Origin of the sequence: Kaistella gelatinilytica, from assembly GCF_015679325.1 — a bacterium.
In the GTDB taxonomy this organism is placed as follows: Bacteria; Bacteroidota; Bacteroidia; order Flavobacteriales; family Weeksellaceae; genus Kaistella; species Kaistella gelatinilytica.
Genome location: NZ_JADPVI010000001.1, coordinates 1,583,583 through 1,607,748, shown reverse-complemented (window position 1 = coordinate 1,607,748; position 24,166 = coordinate 1,583,583). Strand labels below are relative to the sequence as shown.

19 protein-coding genes are annotated in these 24,166 nt (G+C 36.3%); 10 read left to right on the top strand and 9 right to left on the bottom strand.

What is annotated here, in order from left to right; genetic code table 11:
- Positions 1-1,086, top strand: a complete 1,086-nt coding sequence (locus tag IV494_RS07240) for a response regulator (RefSeq protein ID WP_196079457.1) — start codon at positions 1-3, stop codon at positions 1,084-1,086.
- Positions 1,087-1,131: 45 nt separating this feature from the next.
- Here IV494_RS07240 and IV494_RS07235 read toward each other — a convergent pair whose 3' ends face one another.
- The 3 genes from IV494_RS07235 to IV494_RS07225 form a co-directional block, all read right to left on the bottom strand.
- Positions 1,132-2,796, bottom strand: a complete 1,665-nt coding sequence (locus IV494_RS07235; RefSeq protein WP_196079456.1) for a sodium:solute symporter — start codon at positions 2,794-2,796, stop codon at positions 1,132-1,134.
- A gap of 273 nt (positions 2,797-3,069) precedes the next feature.
- Positions 3,070-5,508: a PIG-L family deacetylase gene (locus IV494_RS07230; protein ID WP_196079455.1), complete on the bottom strand. Its 2,439-nt coding sequence runs from the start codon at positions 5,506-5,508 to the stop codon at positions 3,070-3,072.
- A 182-nt stretch (positions 5,509-5,690) separates the two neighbouring features.
- A complete protein-coding gene (locus tag IV494_RS07225; RefSeq protein WP_196079454.1) occupies positions 5,691-6,089 on the bottom strand; it encodes a hypothetical protein in 399 nt (132 codons plus the stop codon).
- Positions 6,090-6,295: 206 nt separating this feature from the next.
- On the opposite strand from IV494_RS07225, the gene IV494_RS07220 reads away from it, so the two are divergent.
- From IV494_RS07220 to IV494_RS07210, 3 genes are read left to right on the top strand one after another with little or no spacing between them, the layout of a single operon-like run.
- Positions 6,296-7,078: an MlaE family ABC transporter permease gene (locus IV494_RS07220; protein ID WP_196079453.1), complete on the top strand. Its 783-nt coding sequence runs from the start codon at positions 6,296-6,298 to the stop codon at positions 7,076-7,078.
- Positions 7,079-7,081: 3 nt separating this feature from the next.
- A complete protein-coding gene (locus tag IV494_RS07215; protein WP_196079452.1) occupies positions 7,082-7,834 on the top strand; it encodes an ABC transporter ATP-binding protein in 753 nt (250 codons plus the stop codon).
- A gap of 3 nt (positions 7,835-7,837) precedes the next feature.
- Entirely contained in the window at positions 7,838-8,836 is a 999-nt protein-coding gene (locus IV494_RS07210; protein ID WP_196079451.1) for an MlaD family protein, read from the top strand.
- Positions 8,837-8,942: 106 nt separating this feature from the next.
- On the opposite strand, the gene hutH is transcribed toward IV494_RS07210, so the two are convergent.
- Positions 8,943-10,433: a histidine ammonia-lyase gene (gene hutH, locus IV494_RS07205; protein ID WP_196079450.1), complete on the bottom strand. Its 1,491-nt coding sequence runs from the start codon at positions 10,431-10,433 to the stop codon at positions 8,943-8,945.
- A 158-nt stretch (positions 10,434-10,591) separates the two neighbouring features.
- On the opposite strand from hutH, the gene IV494_RS07200 reads away from it, so the two are divergent.
- Both IV494_RS07200 and uvrC read left to right on the top strand, forming a co-directional pair.
- Complete coding sequence (locus IV494_RS07200; protein WP_230379934.1) at positions 10,592-12,439, top strand: hypothetical protein; 1,848 nt, start codon at positions 10,592-10,594, stop codon at positions 12,437-12,439.
- 101 nt (positions 12,440-12,540) lie between these two features.
- Entirely contained in the window at positions 12,541-14,331 is a 1,791-nt protein-coding gene (gene uvrC / locus IV494_RS07195) for an excinuclease ABC subunit UvrC (RefSeq protein ID WP_196079449.1), read from the top strand.
- Position 14,332: 1 nt separating this feature from the next.
- Here the strand turns inward: uvrC and IV494_RS07190 are convergent, their stop codons facing one another.
- The 4 genes from IV494_RS07190 to IV494_RS07175 form a co-directional block, all read right to left on the bottom strand.
- The gene (locus tag IV494_RS07190) at positions 14,333-14,893 is read right to left on the bottom strand and encodes a ribosomal protein L7/L12 (RefSeq protein WP_230379931.1); all 561 of its coding nucleotides are present in this window, start codon (positions 14,891-14,893) and stop codon (positions 14,333-14,335) included.
- A gap of 57 nt (positions 14,894-14,950) precedes the next feature.
- A complete protein-coding gene (locus IV494_RS07185; RefSeq protein WP_196079448.1) occupies positions 14,951-15,751 on the bottom strand; it encodes a hypothetical protein in 801 nt (266 codons plus the stop codon).
- 113 nt (positions 15,752-15,864) lie between these two features.
- Positions 15,865-16,947, bottom strand: a complete 1,083-nt coding sequence (locus IV494_RS07180) for a putative type IX sorting system protein PorV2 (RefSeq protein ID WP_196079447.1) — start codon at positions 16,945-16,947, stop codon at positions 15,865-15,867.
- Positions 16,947-17,834, bottom strand: a complete 888-nt coding sequence (locus tag IV494_RS07175) for a DMT family transporter (RefSeq protein WP_196079446.1) — start codon at positions 17,832-17,834, stop codon at positions 16,947-16,949. Before IV494_RS07175 ends, IV494_RS07180 begins: the two co-directional genes overlap by 1 nt.
- Positions 17,835-18,190: 356 nt before the next feature.
- Between IV494_RS07175 and IV494_RS07170 the strand changes: the two genes are divergently transcribed.
- Both IV494_RS07170 and IV494_RS07165 read left to right on the top strand, forming a co-directional pair.
- Positions 18,191-19,819 carry an acyl-CoA carboxylase subunit beta gene (locus IV494_RS07170; protein ID WP_196079445.1) on the top strand — a complete coding sequence of 543 codons (1,629 nt, stop codon included), beginning with the start codon at positions 18,191-18,193 and terminating at the stop codon, positions 19,817-19,819.
- A gap of 15 nt (positions 19,820-19,834) precedes the next feature.
- Positions 19,835-20,446, top strand: coding sequence for a hypothetical protein (locus IV494_RS07165; RefSeq protein ID WP_196079444.1), 612 nt, complete (start codon positions 19,835-19,837; stop codon positions 20,444-20,446).
- Positions 20,447-20,519: 73 nt separating this feature from the next.
- Here the strand turns inward: IV494_RS07165 and IV494_RS07160 are convergent, their stop codons facing one another.
- Positions 20,520-21,029, bottom strand: coding sequence for a YceI family protein (locus IV494_RS07160; protein ID WP_196079443.1), 510 nt, complete (start codon positions 21,027-21,029; stop codon positions 20,520-20,522).
- 112 nt (positions 21,030-21,141) lie between these two features.
- On the opposite strand from IV494_RS07160, the gene IV494_RS07155 reads away from it, so the two are divergent.
- The gene (locus IV494_RS07155; protein ID WP_230379929.1) at positions 21,142-21,837 is read left to right on the top strand and encodes a phosphatase PAP2 family protein; all 696 of its coding nucleotides are present in this window, start codon (positions 21,142-21,144) and stop codon (positions 21,835-21,837) included.
- A gap of 110 nt (positions 21,838-21,947) precedes the next feature.
- On the top strand, positions 21,948-24,089 hold the full coding sequence (locus IV494_RS07150) for a S9 family peptidase (RefSeq protein ID WP_196079442.1): 2,142 nt from the start codon (positions 21,948-21,950) through the stop codon (positions 24,087-24,089).
- Positions 24,090-24,166: the final 77 nt, after the last annotated feature.

The window sequence follows — 24,166 nt, the reverse complement described above, 5'->3', positions numbered from 1 at the left end:
ATGAATTTATTAATAGTAGAAGACGACAAGGCAACGATTCAAACTTACTTAGACAATATTGAGTCATTTAATAAGAAATCAGATGTGCAAATTACAGCTGATGTTAAAGAAAATTTAGCAGATGCGAAAAATTCTCTGATTAGTCCTGATTATGATGCTGCCATAATTGATTTAAAGCTATCATCAAATTCTGTCGATTTAGAAGGTTTGGAAATCGTAGATGAAATTCAAAATAAATTACGATTTCCAATGTTTATTGTTTCTGGAAGTTTAGGTCAAATTGAACAAAAAGAAAGTGCTTTTTTTAAGAAACGTTCTAGAGATGGAAATTTTAAAGAAATTCTCACTGAAATTACAGATATATATAAAACTGGAGTTACAAATATTTTAGGAAGAAAAGGAACAATTGAGGAATATCTAAACTCTATTTTTTGGAATCATATGTCAAATTCTATGGATTTATGGATTAATGACACAACCAGAACTCCAATAGAGAAAGAAAACTCACTTCTTCGATATACATTATTGCATATGCAAGAATATATAGATGAAGCATTGGAAAAATATCATCCAAGTGAATTTTATATTACAAAGCCAATTAAGAAAAACATATTTACAGGTGATATTGTTGAGTTGGAAAAAAGTAGATATTTAATTCTTACACCTTCTTGCGATATTGTTCTTCGTAAAGACGGAGAAAGAAGCGCACAGTTTATTTTATTTTGCAAAATAAAAGGGTTAGTTGAAGTTGTAAAAAATTATGATAAGTTGACTCCAGAGACTACAACAAATAATGAGGATAGAAAAAGAATCGCTGGTTTTTTTCAAAACAACAATCAACGCTATCACTTCATCCCAAAAGCGGAATCAATTGAACCTGGCTTAGTTGATTTTCAAGATAAATTCACCATTAAGAATTCGGAAGTGAATGAATTACTGAAAGCAGATAAAATTATAAGAATAGCAACTATTTCTCAGCCGTTTTTAAAGGATATAATTTCAAGATATTCAAATTATTATTCACGACAAGGTTCCCCTGACTTTGAGTCAGATGAATTATACAATTCTATTTTTATTTCAAATTAATCAGCAACATAATAAATCAAAACAAAATGTATTAAAATAATATATTTAAATTGATAATTTCTTAAACATTCCTTCTAAAATTCCTGCACTCAAAATCATCAGCAAACACCCAATCGGATTCAGCCACAAAAACTCTAACTGAATAACCTCTTTTACATCTAAAAAGTACAGTAATATAATCACAGGTTCTACGATTAAAATACTCCACATGGTTGCCTTCCCACCGATTTTTGGAAAGAGGAAGGCGATGGCAAATACGCCGAGAATAACTCCATAAAATAAGGAGCCAATAATGTTCACGGCCTGAATTAAGTTTTCAAACAAACTCGCATTCACCGCAAAGAAGATGGCGACCATTCCCCATAGTAAGGTGAACAATCTGGAAGCATTCAAATATTTTTTCTCTGAAATATCGGGGGCGAAATTTCGCTTATAAATATCGACGACGGTCGTTGTTGCCAAAGCATTCAGTTCTGAAGAAGTAGAACTCATGGCTGCAGAGAGAATAACCGCGATCAATAAGCCGACAATTCCGGTCGGGAGATAATTTAAGATATAATAGATAAATACATAATCTTTGTCATTGGATTCAATTTCCGGAGCATCTTTTTTAATTAACTTTTTAACATCTTCTCTGATGACGACTTCTTTTGCCTGAAGATCCTTCAGTTCCGACATTACTTTTTCGGAATGATCGGTTTTCCAGACTGCAATTTTTTGTTTTTTCTCTTCGTGAATTTGATCATAGTCAGAATTCAAAGCTTTGTATTCTGTATTGTTTTTAAGGGTTTGAGAAAGTGGATTAAAGTTTAATGGCGTCTTTTCAAACTGAAAGAAAACGAAAACCATGACTCCGATAAATAGAATGAAGAATTGCATCGGGATTTTGAACAAGCCATTAAAGAGCAAACCAAGTCGCGCTTCCTTCAAACTTTTTCCGGTGAGATATCTTTGAACCTGACTTTGATCTGTGCCGAAATAACTCAGAAACAAAAATGTTCCACCCAAAAATGCTGACCAAATATTATAGCGATTATTCAAATTAAATTCAAAACTTACGGCATTGAGTTTCCCCATTTTTCCGGAGTAGAGGAGCGCGTCATTTAAATCTAAAGGTAATTTTTGCACGATCAGAAAAAAGGCCAAAAACATCCCAATGAAGATCACAAACATCTGTTGTTTCTGCGTCTGACTCACCGCTTCGGTACCACCAACTAAAGTATAAATCGTGACCAAACTTCCGATCACAATATTGGTTAAGATCAGATTCCAGCCTAAAATGGTGGACAGAATAATGGCGGGCGCAAAAATGGTAATTCCGGCGGCTAAACCTCTTTGAATTAAAAACAGGATCGCTGTTAAAATCCTGGTAGAAAGTCCGAATCGTTTTTCTAAATATTCGTAGGCGGTTAAAACGTTCATTTTGAAAAATTTCGGAAGTACCCAAACGCAGAGAATTACCATCGCAATCGGCAACCCAAAATAGAATTGCACAAATCCCAAACCGTCGTGGTAGGCTTGTCCGGGCGTGGATAAAAACGTAATGGCACTCGCTTGTGTCGCCATGATGCTTAAGCCGACCATCCACCACGGATTGGTTTTTCCGCCTAAAAAGGATTCTGAGGTTTTTACTTTTTTGGATTTATAAATCCCGTAAATGACGATGAATAGCAGCACGAAAATGAGAACTGCCCAATCTAAACTTTTCATTTATAGTAGTTTTGAAAGATGAGCATGGCGACGATCATTAAAACCGTAATGATCAATAGCGCCGTGTAGAGCGTTTTCCAATTCGTATTTTTTTCCTGATTCATAATTTAGCACATTTATTTTAAATTTTTGGCGCACAGATTTCACAGATTTTCACGGATGAATTTTTTATAATTCTTAAAAAAAGCTAATCAATTTCAGTATCTGCAGACTTAAAAAAATCTGTGCAAATCTATGTCATCTGTGTGCAAACTTCAGTTAAAATCTGTGCGCTTATTTTTTCGTTTTTCCCAGCGCCAGGATATTCATAAATAATTTATACGCGCCCGGAACTCCTGCCGGTAATTCTCGGAAGAACGATAAACCCGTATAAACATAAGTTCCTTTTCCGTATTTTCCAGCCAATAAAATTCCTTTTTGTGGAGATTCTCCCGTATCATTTCCTTCTAAAAGCGGAATTAATTTTTGATCATAATTATCAGCGAAATATAATCCTCTTTCTTGAACCCAATGGTCCATCCCTTTTTCTGTGATTGTATTGGGAATTTTAAATACAGGATGATTCGGAACCAGGAATTTCAGTTTTGCATCTTCTTCTGAGATTCGATTTCCTCCGAGTTTTAATTGGAAAGGTGCAATTTCATCCGTCAGTAAACCACGATTAACATTGTATTGATTAATGACCAAACCGCCGTTATCTACAAATTTCCAAAGGTCTTTATTGATCAAAGCCATTTCGGGCTGCGTGTTATAAATTCTGATCCCTAAAATTAAAACATCATAATTTTTTAGTAATGAAGGATTCCAGTTTTTTAAATCCAACTCATCAACGTGCAAACCAATTGCTCTTAATGAAGACGGGATTTCGTCGCCCGAACCTTTCAGATAAGCGATCTTGACATCCGGGATTTTTAGATCTAAATTTTGAATTTTTGCCTGCGCGTTTTTGATCCAAATTTGTCGGTCGATATGCGGATAATCGACCACATTTAAAGATTGATCATAGATTTTCCCAGTTGATTCTACGATGGCTTCTATTAAAGAATTGGCATTTTTTGAAATTGGTTCTACGGTAAATTGCACTTTTTTCTTTTCCCCAATTTCTTTGAAATTAATTGTTTGCGGTGACGAAACTTTCCAGTCTCTACTTGATTTCAAGGAAACTTTTGCGGAAGAATTTGCCACGAAACTTTCGACTTCAACCGTTATTTGTTTTGGCTGATTGCTGAAAATAAAATTTTCCTGGTCAAAGTTTGCGACAAAAGCAGGAACGATATAAAATGGTTCGTACCGTTCACCAATAGAAGGATTGACTGTTTTTTGTTTCAAAGGAATATTGAAATCAATTTTTGTAGAACCAAAATTGATCGTAATTGCTTTTTTTACAGGATTTAAAATTTCCGGTTGTCCGATATCTTGTGGATCATTGACCACATATAAATTATTTTTCGGCGTTTCCTGAAGCCAATACGGATTGGATAATTTCACATCATCCAGTTTTAATCTCTCTGTGGCTTTATAAGATTCGTTGGCTAAAATTTCTTTGTTAGTGTTTCCGGAAATGGAGATATTTATTCCTGCATCGCTTCTATTCGTAATTTCTAAGTTGGTTGAAATTTCCTGATTGAAAGTTCCAAATGCATTTTTTGTGGTCCATTCAAAATAGATTCCCTGTGTTTTTAAAATCAAATCTTTGACTTGTTTTAATTTTAAATTATCTCCATTATTTTTTTTCAAAAGGTCATAAACCTGAAGTAGATGAGTTAAAGAAAGCTGCGGATTGCTATAATTAAATTCAGAAACAGCTTTATCCAGTTGAGTTTTAAGAGTTCCGCTTTCTGAAGATAATTTTATACCTTCAAAAATATCATTGGTTTTTGGTTTGTCGCCTTTTAAAAATTTTAAATATTCCAGATCTGAACCTCTTTCCAAAGCCATCCCAAATCCCTGACAAGCGTGCTTGCTTCTTGCTTTAGAGGAAATCTCGTTATTGGATATTCCGAGCGTTTGGTAATAATTTCCAACATTGATAGAAAATAAATCGCTTTTGTCCGCTTTGTCAAAATTTTCTTTACTGCCAAAAAACCACCAACTTGTATTGTAAAACATGCGTTTCGGTTTCCAAACTTTTACATATTTCAACTGTTCCGGAAATGCAGTTGGATCTCCGGCTAAATCAAATGCTTCCATGGCTAAAAGTGCCGAAGCCGTGTGATGACCATGCGTTTCTCCATTAGAATTTGGATCGAAACGGGTAATGATAATTTCGGGTTTATTTTTACGAATTGCCCAAACGACATCGCCTAAAATTTTCTGTTTATCCCAGAATTTTAAAGTTTCTGTCGCGGTTTTAGAGTAGCCGAAATCTAAGGCTCGCGTAAACCATTGTCGTCCTTTATCGACTTTTCTCGCTTCCAGAAGTTCTTGTGTACGAAGCAATCCTAACAATTCTCCTTTTTCGGTACCGATCAGATTTTGTCCGCCATCGCCACGCGTTAGGGAAAGATAAACCGCATCAACATGTTTTTCATGCGTCAACCAGGAAATAATTCGGGTGTTTTCATCATCAGGATGTGCCGCCAAATACATGACTGTGGTATTATTTTGCAGACGAAGTAAATCATCGTAGAGCTCTGAAGAAGGGTGTGGAATGGATTGTGCGGAAAATAAAAGGGATATGAAAAGACAAATCCCGCCGAAAAATTTAATCATAGGCTAAAGATAAAAAGTTATTCTAAAATGAGTTGCATAAAAGCTGAAACCTTTAGCAGAATTTATGTGATTCCAGTGATTTTCGAAAAGCCTCAATCATTTCCGATGGAGGCTTTTTTGTACGATGTTGAAATAGTGATTGTTTATGTGTAATTTAATTGAAGAATTCATTTATTCTAAAATTAATCCTTCGCTGCTGCGACTCTCTTAAAATCAGAAACCGTCATATTATATTGCCGGGAATCGCATTCATCTGAAACATATTTTAAACTGAGTTCATCCTGTTTAATTTCATATCTGTAAACCCCTTTACTCTTTACAGGACAAGGTGAACCGCCCATGGTTTTTTCAATCTGCAGCGTATCATTGGACACTGTAAATTTCATTTGCTCTACAATTTTATCCTTTACCATAACATCGATGTCATCGCCTGTAAATTTAAGAACGATATTTTGAGCGGTGGGAATGTTAGCAACTCCTGCCCATGAAGTGTTATAGATAGGATTCACCGGTTTTGTTTCTTTGCAGTTTAGCAAAACTGAGGAAGTGGCAAGTAAGAAAATTTTGATTGTTGTTTTCATTTTTTGGTTTTTAAATACTAGCAAATTTAGATTTTCAGCAAATTAAATTTCGGGTGATTAAACCCAATTTTATGCAGTTCTAAATTTTTAATACGTAAAAAATAGGGAGTTCATCATTTTAGGAAATCAAAATCTCCAGACTGCACCTCATTTTATAATATTGTATTCGCTTTAAATATGACTACATTTGAGTAACACCGAATTGTATGTTTAAAAATTCCCATTTACTGGATAGTACCAAATCTTTTTTCGCTGAAATTGGAGATATTACCTTCTTTGCAGGACGATTTTTTCGGGAAGTTTTTTTTCCACCGTTTGAGTTTAAAGAATTGATCCGTCAATGTTATAATATCGGCAATCGATCTCTGTTGCTGGTTTCGGTAACAGGATTTATTTTGGGCCTGGTTTTTACGCTGCAATCGCGGCCAACTCTGGAACAGTTTGGCGCAGAATCCTGGATTCCTTCTATGATCAGCATTTCTATTATTCGGGAAATTGGGCCCGTAATTATTGCGTTGATCTGTGCGGGAAGAATTGGTTCCGGGATCGGTGCAGAATTAGGCTCTATGCGAGTTACAGAACAAATTGATGCCATGGAAGTTTCCGGCACGAATCCTTTTAAATATTTAGTCGTAACCCGCATCGCAGCTGCAACTTTGATGCTTCCGCTTTTGGTCGTTATCGGAGATGCGATCGCGCTTTTCGGTTCTGCATTGGTGGAAAATTTAAAATCAGATGTTTCCTATACGTTATATTTTAGTAAAGTTTTCAAGGCAATCGCATTTGGGGACATTATTCCCGCTACGATCAAAATATTTTTCTTTGGATTCGCGATCGGTTTAATTGGATGTTTTAAAGGTTATAATTGTGCGAAGGGAACCGTCGGCGTTGGTGAAGCTTCTAATGCAGCGGTTGTCTACACCTCAATGCTGATTTTTATCATCGACTTTATCGCCGTATTTGTAACTGATATTATTTTTGATATTTAAGAAATGGAAGAAAATAATTCTAAAAAAGTAGTTTTAGAACTGAAAAATATCACCAAAAGTTTTGGCGACAATCAGGTGTTAAAAGGTTTTAATTTGAAACTTTATGAAGGTGAAAATTTGACCATCATGGGAAAATCGGGCTCCGGAAAATCGGTCATGGTAAAATGTCTGGTCGGATTAATTCAAGCCGATGGTGGCAGCATCACCATTAATGGCGAAGATATTACGAAGATGGGACAAAAGGAACTCGATATTTTAAGAACTGAAATTGGATTTCTTTTTCAGGGAAGCGCATTGTATGATTCCATGACGGTTCGTGAAAATCTGGAATTTCCTTTAAGAAGACATAAGGACAAAATTAAAAATTTTGCAGGAACGGAAGTTTTAGTAAAAGAAGCTTTAGATGATGTTGGTCTGGGAAAAACCATCGATTTAATGCCTTCTGAACTTTCCGGTGGAATGCAGAGAAGAGTTGCGCTTGCAAGAGCTTTGATCCTGAAACCTAAAATTCTCATGTATGATGAACCTACAACAGGTTTGGATCCGATCACTTCAAAAGAAATCATCGAACTGTTAAGAAATATTCAGTTGAAATATAAAACTTCTTCCATCATCATCACGCATGACGTAGATTGCGCCCGAGTTATTTCGAACCGCATGATCTTGTTGGTTGATGGAATTAATTATGCCGAAGGAACTTATGAGGAACTTTTAAAATCTGAAGATCCACAAGTTCAGGCCTTCTTCAAAAATTAAATTATGGAAAAATCTACCTCAAAAAAAATGAATGTCGGCATTTTCGTCGTACTCGGAACAATTCTTCTGGTTACCGCGTTGTATTTTGTAGGGAAACGCCAACACCTTTTTAGCAAAAATATTCAGTTATCTGCCGTTTTTACCGATGTAAGTGGTTTGCAGATTGGGAATAATGTTCGGTACTCCGGCGTGAATGTAGGAACTGTGAGCAAAATAGAAATGAAAGATGAAGGAAAAATCAGGGTGGAAATGTCGGTGGATGAAGAAGCGGCGAGATTTATTAAAAAAGATGCTATTGCATCAATTGCTTCAGACGGTTTGGTTGGAAGCATGGTCGTCAATATCGTTCCCGGAGAAAATAAAGCCGCAAAAATGGTGGTTTCAGGAGATCAAATTCAAATCAAAACAAAGGTAACCGTAGATGAAATTCTGGAGACCTTTAGCAAAACCAATGAGAGCGCAGCTTTGATCACTTCCGACCTTGCGAAAATAACGCATAAAGTGGTGGGTGGAAAAGGAGCTTTGGGTGCGATATTAAGTGACTCTTTATTGGAACATGATTTGCGTCGGTCATTTGCTGCATTGAAAAGAACCGCGGAAGGCAGTAACATTGCGATGGCTCAAATAAACGGTATCGTTTCTAAAATAAATTACGATCAAAGTGCAGCTGCAGTTCTCTTGAGTGATCCAAAATCCCGCAAGCAAATTCAGGATGTTTTTGCCAGCTTAGAAAAATCTGGTCAGGAAATTAACAAGGCAACTATAAGTTTGAACGAGTATGTAAATGAAATTAAAAATGGAAAAGGAACTTTAAATTATATCACCAAAGATCCGGTTCTGGTTAAAAATATCGACTCTACCGTGGTCAGTGTTAAAGAAGCAGCCGACAAACTGAATCAAAATATGGAAGCATTAAAACATAATTTCTTTTTCCGTGGTTATTTTAAAAAGCTTGAAAAACAGAAAGAGAAAGATCTGAAAAAAAATGAAGTGAAGCTTTAAACCATTTTAGAGCTGTAAAATAAAAAATTCCATCAATTAATTTCGATGGAATTTTTTATGATTGGGTTGAATGAAAAGCTGGATTAATGATCGCTTTTCCAAACAACTATTCCACTTCAAACTTGCGCTCTCTTATTAAGTCTGCGATCGCCAGCATATCTTCGCCGATCAGCCGATCTTCTTCTAATTTTGCCACTTTGGTTCGGATCAAAGCATAAGCAGTTTCGACATATTTCGAGCATTTCGCAGGTCGACGGAATTCTAATCCCTGCGCACCAAACATGAGTTCTACCGCCAGGATATTTTCTAAATTCCCTAAAACCTGATTGAATTTTCTGCCAGAAATACTTCCCATGGAAACGTGGTCTTCCTGTCCCAAACTCGTCGGAATAGAATCTGCAGAAGCGGGAAAACACAAGGTTTTATTTTCAGTAACCAACGCCGCAGAGGTGTATTGTGGGATCATAAATCCGGAATTTAATCCTGAACTTTCCGTCAATAATCTTGGAAGACCATATTTTCCCTCCAGTAAGAGATAACTTCTTCGGTCAGAAATATTTCCAAGTTCCGCAACCGCTAAAGTTGCGTAATCCAAAGGTAAAGCTAATAATTGTCCGTGGAAATTTCCACCTGAAATCGATTCTTCAGCACTTAAAATAATCGGATTATCGGTCACAGAATTCAGTTCTGTTTCTGCTAAATTTTTCAAATGTTCGTAAGCATTTCTGCTCGCGCCATGAACTTGCGGCACACATCTCATTGAATACGGATCCTGAACACGATCGCAAAATTCATGACTTTTTAAATTGTCGGAATCTTTTAGAAATTTGCGCATTCTCGTAGCGACTTTTCTACTTCCGTCAAACGGACGAATGTCATGAAGTTCTTTTTTAAATGGACTTGATGAACCTCGATAGGCTTCTAAACTTACTGCTGCAGTTAAGTCGGCTAAATTTAATAAGTATTCAAATTTATTTAAACCTAAAATGGCGTGTGCTAAAATAAACTGAGTTCCGTTGATTAAACCTAATCCTTCTTTTGGTCCCAGTTGCAGGGGTTTTAAACCATATTTTTTTAAAACTTTTCCAGTTTCTACAATTTCATCCTGTTGCCACACTTTTCCTAAACCTAAAAGGGGTAAAACTAAATGAGCCAAAGGAGCAAGATCGCCTGAAGCACCAACAGAACCTTGTTCCGGCACCACCGGAATGATATCTTTTTCCAGCATTTCGATCAGTCGCTCGATCACTTCCAGAGAAACTCCAGAAAATCCTTTTGACAAAGCATGGATCTTTGCGATCATCATGACTCTCGAATAATCTTTAGCAATAGGTTTTCCAACGCCAACTGAGTGCGAAATGATTAAATTATATTGAAGTTGCGCCGTTTCTTCTTCCGAGATTTTCACGTCGCAAAGTGGTCCGAAACCCGTATTGATACCGTAAACTGTTTTGTCAGAAGCGACTATTTTCTGAACATTGCTTTGTGATTTCAGAATTTTCTGTTTCGCTTCTTTGTTCAGTTTTGCTTCTTTGGGATCTTTCAAAATCGCCATTATATCAGTAATCGTAAAAGTATCGACGCCGTAGATTTTCATTAATTAGAATTTGCCTAAAAATACACTTTTTTAAAAATATGCGGGAACAGTCGAAGCCTTTTTTATTCACTGATAAAAGTCATAATATCAGAACCTTAATAAATGTAGTATTCAATGCATAATTAAAAATTTAATTTTAATTTTGATGGTTATTTAAAATGATCAAGTTAATAATGAGACCCATGAAAAATATGAACAAGAAAAAACCCGTACACAATTTTCACATTCCGGTAATGGGATTGGCTTATACCATCGACAGTCCGATCAGAGTTGCGCAATACGGAATCTCTTCAGTGATCTCAATTATCGACGATGAGATCATTGAGAAAATGAACATTTTGTACCATAAAAAAAATAATTTCACCTATACAGAAATTTCAAACAAAATTGAAGATTACCGCGCCAAAAGAATTACAGCTTACCTTAATATGGTGAATGATGTCGTGAATTTAAAGTTCGAAAATTTCAAGAAAGAATTGAGTAAAAGCAAAGAAGCACTTCAGCAATACATTGATATTCTCCCGAATAAATCGGATATCAAAAAAGGACTGGAAAACCTGGTTGAGCAAAAAGAAAATTTCACCGAAAATGTGTGGAAATTTCTGGAAACACACCTTGCTCCCGGAAGTATCGACGTAAATGTCATGACCAAAGTAGATAAAGATAATTTTGTGAAAGGTGAGCAATTACCTGTTGTTTTCAATGATGCTCACGTTTCTTTGAGAGGTTTTGCGAACAGTAAACTTTCGTCATCGATCGTACTTTCTGCCGGAATGAATCCAAGATTGTACAGTTATTTTGAATCTTTCCCGGATTTCTTCCCAAACGAAAACGGAGAATTGAAAAAGAAAATTATTTTGAAAGTCAGTGATTTCCGTTCGGCGATGATTCAGGGAAATTTCCTGGCAAAAAAAGGACTTTGGGTTTCTGAATACCGTGTAGAATCGGGTTTAAACTGTGGCGGTCACGCTTTTGCAACTGATGGTTTGTTGCTCGGTCCGATCATGGAAGAATTCAAACAAAAGAAAAACGAATTGATCGCTTCTGCTCATGAATTAATGGTAAATGCGTTGACTCAAAAGGAAATTCCTGTTCCGGCACAACCATTAGAAATGAAAATCACCGTGCAAGGTGGAGTAGGAACTGCGGAAGAACATGAGTTTTTACTGGAGAATTATGAAGTCGACAGTATTGGTTGGGGTTCGCCGTTTTTATTGGTTCCCGAAGCGACTTCTGTGGATAAAGAAACGCGCGAATTATTGCAGAAATCAAAAGAAGAAGATTTCTATTTGAGCAATATTTCTCCACTCGGAATTCCTTTTAACACCATTAAAGGAAGCACGAATGAGTTTTTCAAACAGGAAAAAATTAATAAAGAAAAAGCAGGAAGTTCTTGTCCGAAAAAGTATTTGGCTTTAAGTAAAGAATTTGGACCGGAAGGAATTTGTATGGCTTCCAGAAAATATCAAAGCGTTAAACTTAATGATCTGGAAGAGGTTAAAGAAGAAATTTCATTAAAAGAATACGATAAAAGAAAAACCAAAATTACGGAGAAATCTTGCCTTTGCGTGGGATTGGTCAACTCCTCTTATCTCGAAAGTGAAATTCCTATTAAAGGAGAAAAGCAAGGCGTAGTCGTTTGTCCCGGTCCAAACCTCGCATATTTTGATAAAGAAGTTTCGCTTTCTGATATGGTCAAGCATATTTACGGAAACGAAAATGTAATGCCCGAAACAAACCGTCCAAATATTTTTGTAAATGAGTTGAAAATGTATGTCGAATATCTCAAAAACGAGATCGAAGAATATTCTGAAAGTTTCACCAATGCTCAGACTAAAAAATGGAAAGCCTTTAAAACCAATTTAATAGAAGGTGTAAATTATTACGAAAAATTATTTGCGGAAACTTCTTTTTTCAAGACTAATGTAAAAATCGTTGAGGTTCAATTGGCTGATTATAAAAATAAAATAATCGGTATTAAAATTCCTGAAAATGTGAAAGCATAATACTTTTATAAATATAATTTTAAACCAGTCTGTCAATTTTGGCAGGCTGGTTTTATTTGAAGAAGTTCTTATTTACAAAGCAAAATCCTTATTTTTGCAACATGAATGCTGATCTTGATCTTCAACTTAAAACTTTACCGTCCGATCCTGGAGTTTATCGATATTATGATAAAAACTCGAATTTATTGTACGTTGGTAAAGCGAAGAATTTAAAGAATAGAGTTCTTTCCTATTTCAATAAAAATCAGGCAGGTTATCGCACCAGAATCATGGTCGCAAAGATTTTCCGGCTCGAAACTACCGTTGTTAACAGTGAATATGACGCGCTTTTGCTGGAGAATAATCTCATTAAGGAACATCAACCGTTTTATAACGTGATGCTCAAAGATGACAAAACCTATCCCTGGATCTGTATTAAAAACGAAGATTTCCCAAGAATTTTTCTGACCCGAACTAAAATCAAAGATGGTTCAGAATATTTCGGTCCTTATGCTAAAGTTCGACCCGCCAAAGTTTTGCTTGACACCATAAAACATCTGTATAAAATCCGAACATGTAATTTGAATCTTTCTCCGAAAAAAATTGAAGAGGGAAAATACAAAGTTTGTCTGGAATACCATATCAAAAATTGCGAAGGTCCCTGCGAAATGCTCGAAATGAAGGAACGTTATGACAAAAAAATCGAGGCAATCCGTGGTATTATCAAAGGAGATTTCCGTACTGCAAAAGAATATTTGACTAATCAGATGATGACTTTTGCGGAGAATTTAGAGTTTGAGAACGCGCAGATGGTCAAAGAAAGAATCGATCTGCTCGAAAATTACCAGCATAAACATACCGTCGTAAATCCGAGTATCAATGATGTTGATGTTTTCGGAATGACAAGTGATGAAACTGCGGCGTACATTAATTATTTTAAAATTCAGAACGGAAATATTATTCAAAGTTTTACGACAGAGATCAAGAAAATTCTGGAGGAAACTGACGAAGATATTTTGGAAGAAGCTATGATCGAGATCCGGCAGAAATTTGATTCGGATTCCAAAGAAATTTTAATTCCGTTTCATCTATCCTTAGAGATTCCGAATGTAAAATTGATCGTTCCAAAAGTCGGTGATAAAAAAAGAATCGTAGAACTTTCTGAGAAAAACGCCAAAGAATACCGCATTGAAAAATTGAAAGCGGTGCAAATTGTAGATCCGGAAAGACATACCAACCGAATTATGGCAGAGATGCAAAAATTATTGCGAATGCCGACGGAGCCTCGACATATTGAAGGTTTCGATAACTCGAATATTCAGGGAACAAATCCCGTTTCGGCGTGTGTTGTTTTTAAAGATGGAAAACCGAGCAAAGCTGATTACCGAATTTTTCATCCGAAAACGGTCGTTGGTCCCGATGATTATAAGACCATGGAAGAAGTGATTTATCGCCGGTACAAAAGATTGCTGGACGAAGCCGAACCGTTGCCACAACTTATTTTAATTGATGGTGGAAAAGGGCAGCTTTCTTCATCCGTAAAAAGTTTGAAGTTGCTTGGATTGTACGGAAAAATAACCATTATCGGAATTGCAAAACGCCTGGAAGAAATTTATTTTCCGGAAGATCCGATTCCTTTGTATCTGGATAAAAAATCGGAGACGCTAAAAATTCTGCAAAGAGTTCGCGATGAATCTCACCGTTTTGGCGTGAAACATCACCGAACGCGCCGTAAAAATTCGACTATCAAATCAGAACTCGAAGAAATTCCGGGAATCGGCGAAAAAGCAATAGAATTGTTACTTTCAAAATTAAAATCGGTCAAAAGAGTCAGAGAATCATCCAGAGAAACTTTGGAGGAGATCTTAGGAAAAAGTCGGGGTGGACTGGTTTGGGAATATTTTAATCTGTAACCTATCGGTAGTAAAAATAAAACATAACTGCAGCAATTGCCGCCAGAATCAGAATTATTGCTTTCGTTTTATTAGCGGAAGAATTATCCTCAAAGTCTGGTTTGTTTTTTTCTTTATTATCGCTGGTTTCCCAGTTTTTTTCAAACGAGTGGATGTTTTTTAATTCTCCTTCATTATTTAAAGTTTGAATTTTTGAAGAAAAACGACTTACAGATTTACCGTTGAAAGAGGCGAGCAATTGGTCCAGAGTCATGTCATCAATGCTTTCTACCAGATCTTTTGCTTCTTTTAAACCCAGTCCGGTTGCAGATTTCGCTAATTTTACCGCCTCAATTTTTTGATTATTTTTTAAAAGATTTTTGATCTCTCCTAAAATCTCATCAGCAGCACTTACTGGTTCCTTACTTTCTATGAGATCATCTACAAAATTTTTAGCCTCAGAAAGTCCGATCCTGGCATTATCCATGATGAATTTCACGGCTTCGAGTTTGCGGTTTTCAGCAATTAAAGTGTGAATATGGGAAAGATCTATTTCTTTTCCATTAATAATAATGTTTTCCATGTATTATTTTACTGATGGTTTACTTAATTATTCATTTTGCATGACCATAAAAAGATTTTACTTTTTCGAAAAAACTTCATTTTTGAAAGTTCCATCAGAATTAGGGACTTCAACCAATATTTTGCCGTCTTCCAAATATCCCAAAGTTGTTGTTCCGTCGCTCAATTGCACACGATAAGTATCTTTTTTGGAGGAAGGTTTGAAAATCCCGTAAGGAACAGAACTGTTCGGATTCGCCAGAATAAATTCACCATTTAAAAGAACAATTTTATTTAAAGTTAAAGTTCCATTGGTGTAAACTTCTGCCTTTTGGATCGTTGGTGATTCTGCTTTATTCGTAATTGCCGTCGGAACTTTACTGCTTACAACTTTTACAGTTTCTCTTACTTTTTCTTCTTTTTGAATAGTTACGGGAACTGATTCTTTTTGAACTGCAACTAAACCTTTTACAGGATTTGATACTGCTATTTTCATCATGGCGTCTTGCAGCGCATCCTTCATTCCTTCTTCAAAGTCTTTTATTTTAGATTTACCTTCGAAGCTTGCTACACTTTTTTCGTTGCAGTCTTTGAAATCGAGCCGCACTTTATTCGTAAACATATTGCTGACATCGATAATTTCTGCACTTAAAACTTCACATGGATCATTATTTTCCGTCATGCTGTTTTGCGGATTTTCGCTAAGAATAACGAACTTTTTCGCTTTCAATTTCTTGCCCAAAAGGACGTTAAGACCATATTTGTTTGACTTTGCATCTTTGAATTTTTCCGGAACACGAATATATTGATAGGCCGAAATTTGTTGGCCATAAAAGAAAGTAATAAGAAATAGCGCTGAAATTTGCAGGAATTTTTTCATTAATTAAATTTGAAGTGAAGTTATGAATTTTTCTAAAGTAAATAAATGAAATTAATCGACATGAACGTCAACTATATTTTGAAGAAAGAGGAGTTCTTCTAAATTAATCCTTATTAATTCCTAAAATCGCCCATATCTAATTTCAAAGAAAAGAAATTAGAGTAGAAATTAGAACCGCCGATCCCCGAGTTGGTGATCGCATAATCTAAAGTTAAACCTTGGTATTTGATACCGATTCCGGCACTGGGTTGAAAGGATATTTTTCTTTTTAAATCCTCAATGTCAGTAATAGTTTGAAATCTGTTCACCCCAAGTCTGACAAAGATCATATCCTGAAATTTCAGTTCTGCTCCTGCGTACGGCGTGATACTTGCGAAACTTGTTGAGACTAGAGCCGCCGTTTTCGCAAAATCGATATTTACACCAGCTTCCGGCAGTAATTCTAGATCGCGGCTGATCTCAAAATTTTTACTGATGCCGATATTCAGTTTTGGCATGGTGATCTCCAGTTTATCTTTTGGAGCGGGATTAAATTCTTCGCCATTCACGATTGCAGAAAGTTCGCTTTGATTCACGGTCCAGAAATTGACAGTGGTTGTAGCATCACGCAACATTGCGCCATAATTCCAGCCAGTATCTGTTTTATACAAAACCCCGACATCGAATCCGAAACCATATCCACTCGCAAATTTTCCTACATTTCTGTAAACTAATTTAGCATTAATTCCGACCGCAAGATGTTGATCACCTCCCGGACGAAATGCGTAAGAAAGCAAAGCAGCGTAATCTGACTGGGAAAAACTGGTGATCTTATCGTAGTCAATATTTCCTTCTGCATCGATAAGTTGCGTGGTATTTAAAATATTATCTACGCCGAGACGCACCACGGAAACCGCGAAAACGCCGCCATTATTATCCAGAGGTTTTGCATAAGCGATATAATCATATTTGGCGATCGACTCGAAATATTCTGCGTGCATCGCCGCACCTTGCCAATCACGGTCAATACCAATTAATCCTGCGGGATTCCACATTGGAGAATACACATCGCCTTGACTTGAAATTACTGCACCGCCCATTGCGAGACCTCTTGCGCCGGCTCCAATGTTTAGAAATTCATTAGAATATTTTCGGACGATCTGTGCCTCAGAAAAAATTCCGTAAAAGATAAAAAGGGTAAAGAATATTTTTTTCATCAAACTTCTACTTTTTTCGCCATTTTTCTGGACTTAATAATTCCGTTGGCAACGATCGCTAAGATCATAATTAAAGATGCACCATAAAAGATAGGACTCATTTGTTCTGAATCACCAAAGATAAAGTAAGCAAGAATGATCCCATACACAGGTTCCAGATTAACTGTTAAAATCAGGGTAAAAGGCGAAATATATTTCATCAGTTTCACCGATTCTAACATTGGGAAAGCTGTAAAAAAACTTGCCAGTAATATGACTAACGCTAAATCACGATAACTTATTTCATTGACTTGCGAAATTTCTCCCGTCGCCAAATAAAATAGACTTAGTAAAAGGAAACCCGAAAATATTTCATAGAAAATAATATTTCCCGAACTTGTTTTGCCAAAGATCTTGCCATTAAAAACAGAAAATACGGTACCGAAAAGTGCGGTTAAAATTCCATAAAAGATCCCTTCTTTATAATGGAATTCGGTTTTAAAAATTAAAGCCATGCAAATTACGATGACGATTCCCATAATGACTTCGGAGAGATCGACTTTCCGTTTGAAAATAATTGGTTCTAAAATCGCAGCAAATAGGGTAGAAAGCGAAAGACAACTCAATGCGATTGAAACATTGGAAACCTTAATGGAGTAAAAAAAGCAAAACCAGTGAGCTGCCATAAATCCGCCGATCGCAGCCAGCTGAATCAGGAGTTTTCTAGGAACATGTAAGCTTTCTCTTTTAATAAATCGAATGAAAATATAAAGAAAAACTGAAGCAAAAGCCATTCGGTAAAAAACCAGAATGTGTGCATTGGCATGAATGAGTTTTCCTAAAATTGCGGTAAAACCCCACAAAAATACGATGAGATGCAGTCGGAAAAGTGCGGAATTTTTGAACACTATTATATACTTTTTTTAAACTTCTGCAAATCTACAATTCCCTTTTAAATTAATGGCGAAAGATCAGGCTGATTTCCAGAGAATTTACACAAAAACCCCAAAAATCTTCGCAATTTTTGGGGTCTTCAAATAATAAACTATTAAAAAAACGAGGAACTAAATTTTAAAATCTCATCAATCGATGATCACTTTTCTATTTCAATAACGGAAAAACAGAAATTTTATTTTGGTAGAAAAGCGGCTTAGAAGTTAAAAATCTTCAATTAATTTTCTGAAATTCAAATGATTACCGCAAAGCCTTGGGTCTAAAGGAAATAGGATTAAAAATCTTACCTTTAGGAAAATTTTTTTTAACAATGGATTTAGAATTTAATAAAAGAGAAGATCAAAATAAATTAAAACTCAGCGCGATCAACAGTTTGCTCACCGAAATCAAAAAAGGCGGTGGCGAAAAACGTTTGCAAAAACAGCGCGATGAAGGCAAATTAACGGCTCGTGAAAGAGTGGAATATTTGCTGGATAAAAATTCAGATTCTATAGAAATTGGTGCTTTCGCCGGTTATGAAATGTACGAAGAACAAGGTGGTTGTCCAAGTGCAGGAGTTGTAGTCGTAATGGGTTACGTTTCCGGGAAGCAATGTTTGGTAGTTGCGAATGATGCATCCGTAAAAGCTGGAGCCTGGTTTCCAATTACTGCGAAGAAAAATCTTCGTGCGCAGGAAATTTCTATGGAAAACAGATTGCCGATCATTTATCTGGTAGATTCTGCAGGAGTTTTTCTTCCGATGCAGGACGAAATTTTCCCTGATAAAGAACATTTTGGCAGAATTTTCCGAAATAACGCGAAAATGAGTTCAATGGGAATTATCCAGATCTCTGCCGTAATGGGAAGTTGTGTTGCAGGTGGCGCATATCTCCCGATCATGAGCGACGAAGCGATGATCGTTGACAAGACAGGATCTATATTTTTGGCGGGAAGTTATCTGGTAAAAGCTGCAATCGGCGAAACCATTGATAATGAAAGTTTAGGCGGCGCGACAACGCATTGCGAAATTTCTGGAGTAACAGACTATAAAGCCAAAGACGATAAAGATGCGCTTGATCGGATTAGGACGATAATGAAATCGATCGGTGATTATGAAAAAGCAGGTTTCGACCGAACCGAAAGCTTTCCACCGAAAGAAAAAATAGAAGATATTTTTGGACACATGCCGGTTTCCCGAGGTGATCAATACGATACTTTTAATATCATCAAATGTTTAGTTGATAATTCTGAATTTGAAGAATATAAAGGAGATTATGGCAAATCCATCATTTGTGCAACGGCAAGAATCGATGGTTGGAGTGTCGGAATTGTAGCGAACCAGAGAAAATTAGTAAAAAACGGAAAAGGAGAAATGCAGTTTGGTGGTGTAATTTATTCGGATTCTGCAGATAAATCAACACGGTTTATTGCGAACTGTAACCAAAGAAAAATCCCATTGCTTTTCTTACAGGATGTAACCGGATTTATGGTCGGTTCAAAATCTGAACATGGCGGAATCATCAAAGACGGAGCGAAAATGGTAAATGCTGTAGCAAATTCTATAGTGCCAAAATTTACGGTAATCACTGGAAATTCTTATGGTGCCGGAAATTATGCTATGTGCGGAAAAGCTTATGATCCAAGATTGATCGTAGCGTGGCCGTGGTCAGAATTGGCAGTAATGGGCGGAAGTCAGGCTGCGAAAGTTTTGGCACAAATTCAAACTTCAACCTTAAAAAAGCAGGGAAAAGTAATTTCAGAAGAAGAACATCAGGAAATTCTGGATACTATTTCGAAAAAATATCAGAAACAAACCGAACCAACTTATGCTGCGGCAAGATTGTGGACCGATGCGATCATTAATCCGATTGATACCAGAAAATGGATCTCTATGGGAATTGAAGCGGCAAATCATTCGCCGATCACCGAAAAATTTAATTTAGGAGTCATTCAAGTATAATTAAAAACACAAACCATGAAAAAAATTCTATTCATCTTCGCATTGCTGAACTTTGGTTTAGCTTTTTCCCAATGTACAATCACTGGTGCAGATCAGCTTCAGGTCGGAGAAAGGCAGATTTATACCGCAACAAATAGTGACGCGGCGGAATGTTTAGATTGTTATCAATGGACGTATTTAGACCAAAAAATACTTTTAGAAAGCGACACGAAAAAAAATGATCTTACCGTAAAAGGTGCTGTTCCTGGATCGGCGCTTTTATCTTTAGAAATTAAAACGAAAGATGGAAAGTCGAAATGTGAGAAGTTGATCAAAGTAATTGCGCCGACTTCAAATAGTCTTACCAATGATAATGTAAAATGTGATATTGGAGTCAATGCTTTTAAGGAAGTGAGAGCAACAGATAAAAAAGTGGCATTTGAACCGGAAACTGCGGAGACTAATCTGTCTTACATCTGGACCGTTACCTATAGAAATGGTGAAATCAAGAAATCTGCTGAAAAAAGACCGCAGTTTGATTATTCCAATGAGCATGTGATCGATAAAGTAGACATGGAGGTTTTTCTCAACCGATGTTCCACAAAAATTTCGAAATCGTACAACTCTAATTTCTGGTATTTTTTCTAAAAAAAAGTCGATCGTATTCATAAAAAAAGTTCACCCGAATAAGGTGAACTTTTTATTTTTGAGCGTAGAAAACTTAAGCTTTTACAAACTGCAGTTCTCCTGCGATCTTCACTTCATCTGAAACCATTACACCACCAGTTTCCAGAGCAGCATTCCAGTTCAGACCAAAATCTTTACGATTAATTTTTCCTTCAAAAGAGAAACCTGCTTTTGTATTTCCCCATGGATCAATATTAATTCCTCCGAAATCAACGTCCAGTTTTACGGGTTTTGTCACTCCGTTGATCATTAGATTTCCTGTAATTTCGTTGTTTAATGAATCGCTTTCGAAAGTGATTTCAGGGTTTGCTTCCACATTAAAAAACTCTGCACTTTTTAAATGAGTGTCGCGATCTGCATTATTAGTATCCACCGAATCAGTCTGCAGCGTTGCTTTGACGGTTGAATTTTTGAAAGTATCGTCTTCCGTTTCCAGTGTTGCTGTAAAATTATTAAAGTTTCCTTTAACATTAGAAATCATCATATGTCTTACTTTAAAAGTAATTTCACTGTGAGTCGGATCTAAATTCCATTTTGTTGTCATTTTGTTGTTTTTTAGTTGGTTAATGAATAGCAAATTTAGGTTGTTCAGAATTGATTATTCTTGATGTAGGATAGTAAATGATAAATTTTTATATTTGTCTCAATTCTCTACCATGAAAAAAATACAGCTGTTTTTTGTAATGATAATGTTCGGTAATGTACTTTTTGCGCAACAAAAAGATTCTTTACAATTACATAACAGTCGTTTCGAATTTCAGTATAAAAAAATGTATGTTCCTGTGGGATTAATGATGACGGGAGTTATTGCAGGAGGTCATGGTAAAAATTCCTGGAATAATCAGGTAGCGGCAGAGCGGAATAAGAATTTTTCAAATTTCCAGAATCACGCCGACGATTATTTACAGTTTGCGCCTTTTGTCGCAGTTTACGGTTTTGAGTTCGCGGGAATGAAACCGAAAACCGACTGGAAAAATAGAACTGCGATTCTAATAAAAGGACAAATAATTAATCTCGGATTGGTGCTCATTTTAAAAAATACTTTGAAAGAAACCCGCCCCGATGGAACTGCGCTCTCTTTTCCTTCCGGTCATACTGCAAATGCTTTTGCCGGCGCTACGATGCTTTCCATCGAATACGGAAAAGATTACAAATGGGTTCCTTATGCTGCTTACGGAGTTGCATCTACAGTCGGTGTTTTGAGGATCGCCAATAACAGACATTACCTTTCCGACGTCTTATTCGGTGCAGGTTTGGGGATCTTATCGATGAAAGTTGCATACTGGACGCATCAATATAAGTGGAATGCGACAAAATCTGCGCACGATCCTTTCGCCGGAAATATTTACTAGCAGAAAAGAAGGTTACTTTTTTTGGTAATACTAATGGTTGATTTTTTAAATTAACATTTCCTTAACAGTTTCAGTTTTATTTCTTACTTTTAAGCACTTAAATCTAAGAAATGAAATTTTCAAAATTTACTTACTTAATCCTGCTTACAGGAAGTTTTTTCTTTGCTCAACAACAAAAATTTACCATTGCCGAATCCGTAAATGGACTTCGAAGCAATTTGGCGGTGAAAAATATTGCTCAGTTTTCCTGGAGCGATGATAGTAAATCATTTTATCAGGGAACTAAAAACGGATATCTCATCACCGAAGTTCCAAGTTTAAAACAGGACACCTTAGTTTCTCTTTACCAATTAAATAAAAATCTTTCCGGGGAAAATCTTCTAAAAACTTTTCCTCAAATTACTTTTATCAATAAAGACAAAGGGTATTTCACCCAAAACTCTAAATATTTCTGGATAGAAAAAAGCGGAAAAGAGTGGAACGTAAAGGATTGGATCAAGTTACAGGACGACGCAGATAATACCGAAATATTCAGTGATAATCAAGGATTTGTGTATACCGTGAAGAACAATCTTTTTGTCAATAAGAACGGTAAAGTCACTGCGATCACCGATGATAAAAACGAAGATATTGTCAACGGACAAGCCGTTCACCAGAGAGAATTTGGCATCACGAAAGGAATTTTTATCGCACCCGATAATTCCCAGATCGCTTTTTACCGAATGGATCAAAGTATGGTCAAAGATTACCCAATTATTGACTGGAGCGTAATTCCTGCAGTGAATAAAAACATTAAATATCCAATGGCGGGAACGCCTTCTCATCATGTGACTTTAGGTGTTTTTAATACTAAAACGAATAAAAAAATATTCCTGAATATCGAAGGCGATCCAGAACAGTATTTGACTTCAGTGACCTGGAGTCCAGATTCGAAATCGATTTTCGTAGGCGTTTTAAACCGTGATCAGAATGATATGCAACTCAATCAATACGATGCGGTTACTGGAAATCTTCTCAAAACGATCTTTGAGGAAAAATCTGAAAAATACGTTGAACCACAACATCAACTTACTTTTTTTCCGAATTCTAATACCGATTTTATCTGGCAAAGTCAGCGCACCGGTTATAATCATCTTTTCCATTATAATTTAGAAACAGGGCTGGTTTCTCAGTTGACAAAAGGAAATTTCGTAGTTACCGATCTCCTCGGTTTCAATGAAAAAAAGAAAGAAGTTTACTATGTTTCGACGCAGGAAACTCCATTGGAAAGGCATTTATATAAAATCAACTGGCTTACTTTTCAAACCAAAAAATTAGATACCGATCCAGGAATGCATTCCGGAATTTTGAGCAAAGACGGAACTCATCTTTACGACGTTTACAGCAATGCGACGACGCCGAGAGTCATTGATATAATTAATACATCAACCGATAAATCCAAAAATATTCTGACGGCGGAAAATCCTTTGAAAAATTATCAAAGACCAGAAATAAAAAACATTACGCTAAAAGCAGACGATGGAACGCCGCTTTACGGAAAAATTATTCTGCCCACAGATTTTGACGCTAATAAAAAATATCCCGTCATTGTTTATTTATACAATGGTCCACATGCTCAGTTGATTACCAATTCATTCCCGGCTTCCGGCAATTTGTGGTACGAATATATGGCGCAACGAGGGTACATTGTTTTTTCCATGGATGGACGAGGTTCTTCAAACCGTGGTTTAAATTTTGAACAGGCCGTATTCCGCCATTTGGGAGATGTCGAAATGAATGATCAGCTCAAAGGTGTTGAATATTTAAAATCTTTACCTTATGTAAATGCCGATAAACTCGGGATTCATGGCTGGAGTTTCGGCGGATTTATGACCACCAGTTTTATGCTCAAACATCCCGAAGTTTTCAAAGTAGGCGTTGCAGGTGGACCCGTAATTGACTGGAATTTGTACGAAATTATGTACACCGAAAGATATATGGACACGCCGCAAAAAAATCCTGAAGGTTACAAACAGGCGAATCTTTTAGATAAAGTTCAGAATTTAAAAGGTCATTTGCTGATGATTCATGGCACGCAGGATAATGTTGTAGTTTGGCAGCATTCGATCAAATTTGTGAAAGCAGCAGTTGACAATGGCGTTCAGATGGATTATTTTGTTTATCCAGGCCACGAACACAATGTTTTAGGAAAAGACCGCGTTCATTTAATGCAAAAAGTAACCGATTATTTTGACGAATATTTGAAGAAATAATTTTTTTTGGGCAGACAATTCCGCCTGGAATTAATACTGAGCTTGTCGAAGTATTCCCGCTTTTTTAGTTGCTGACT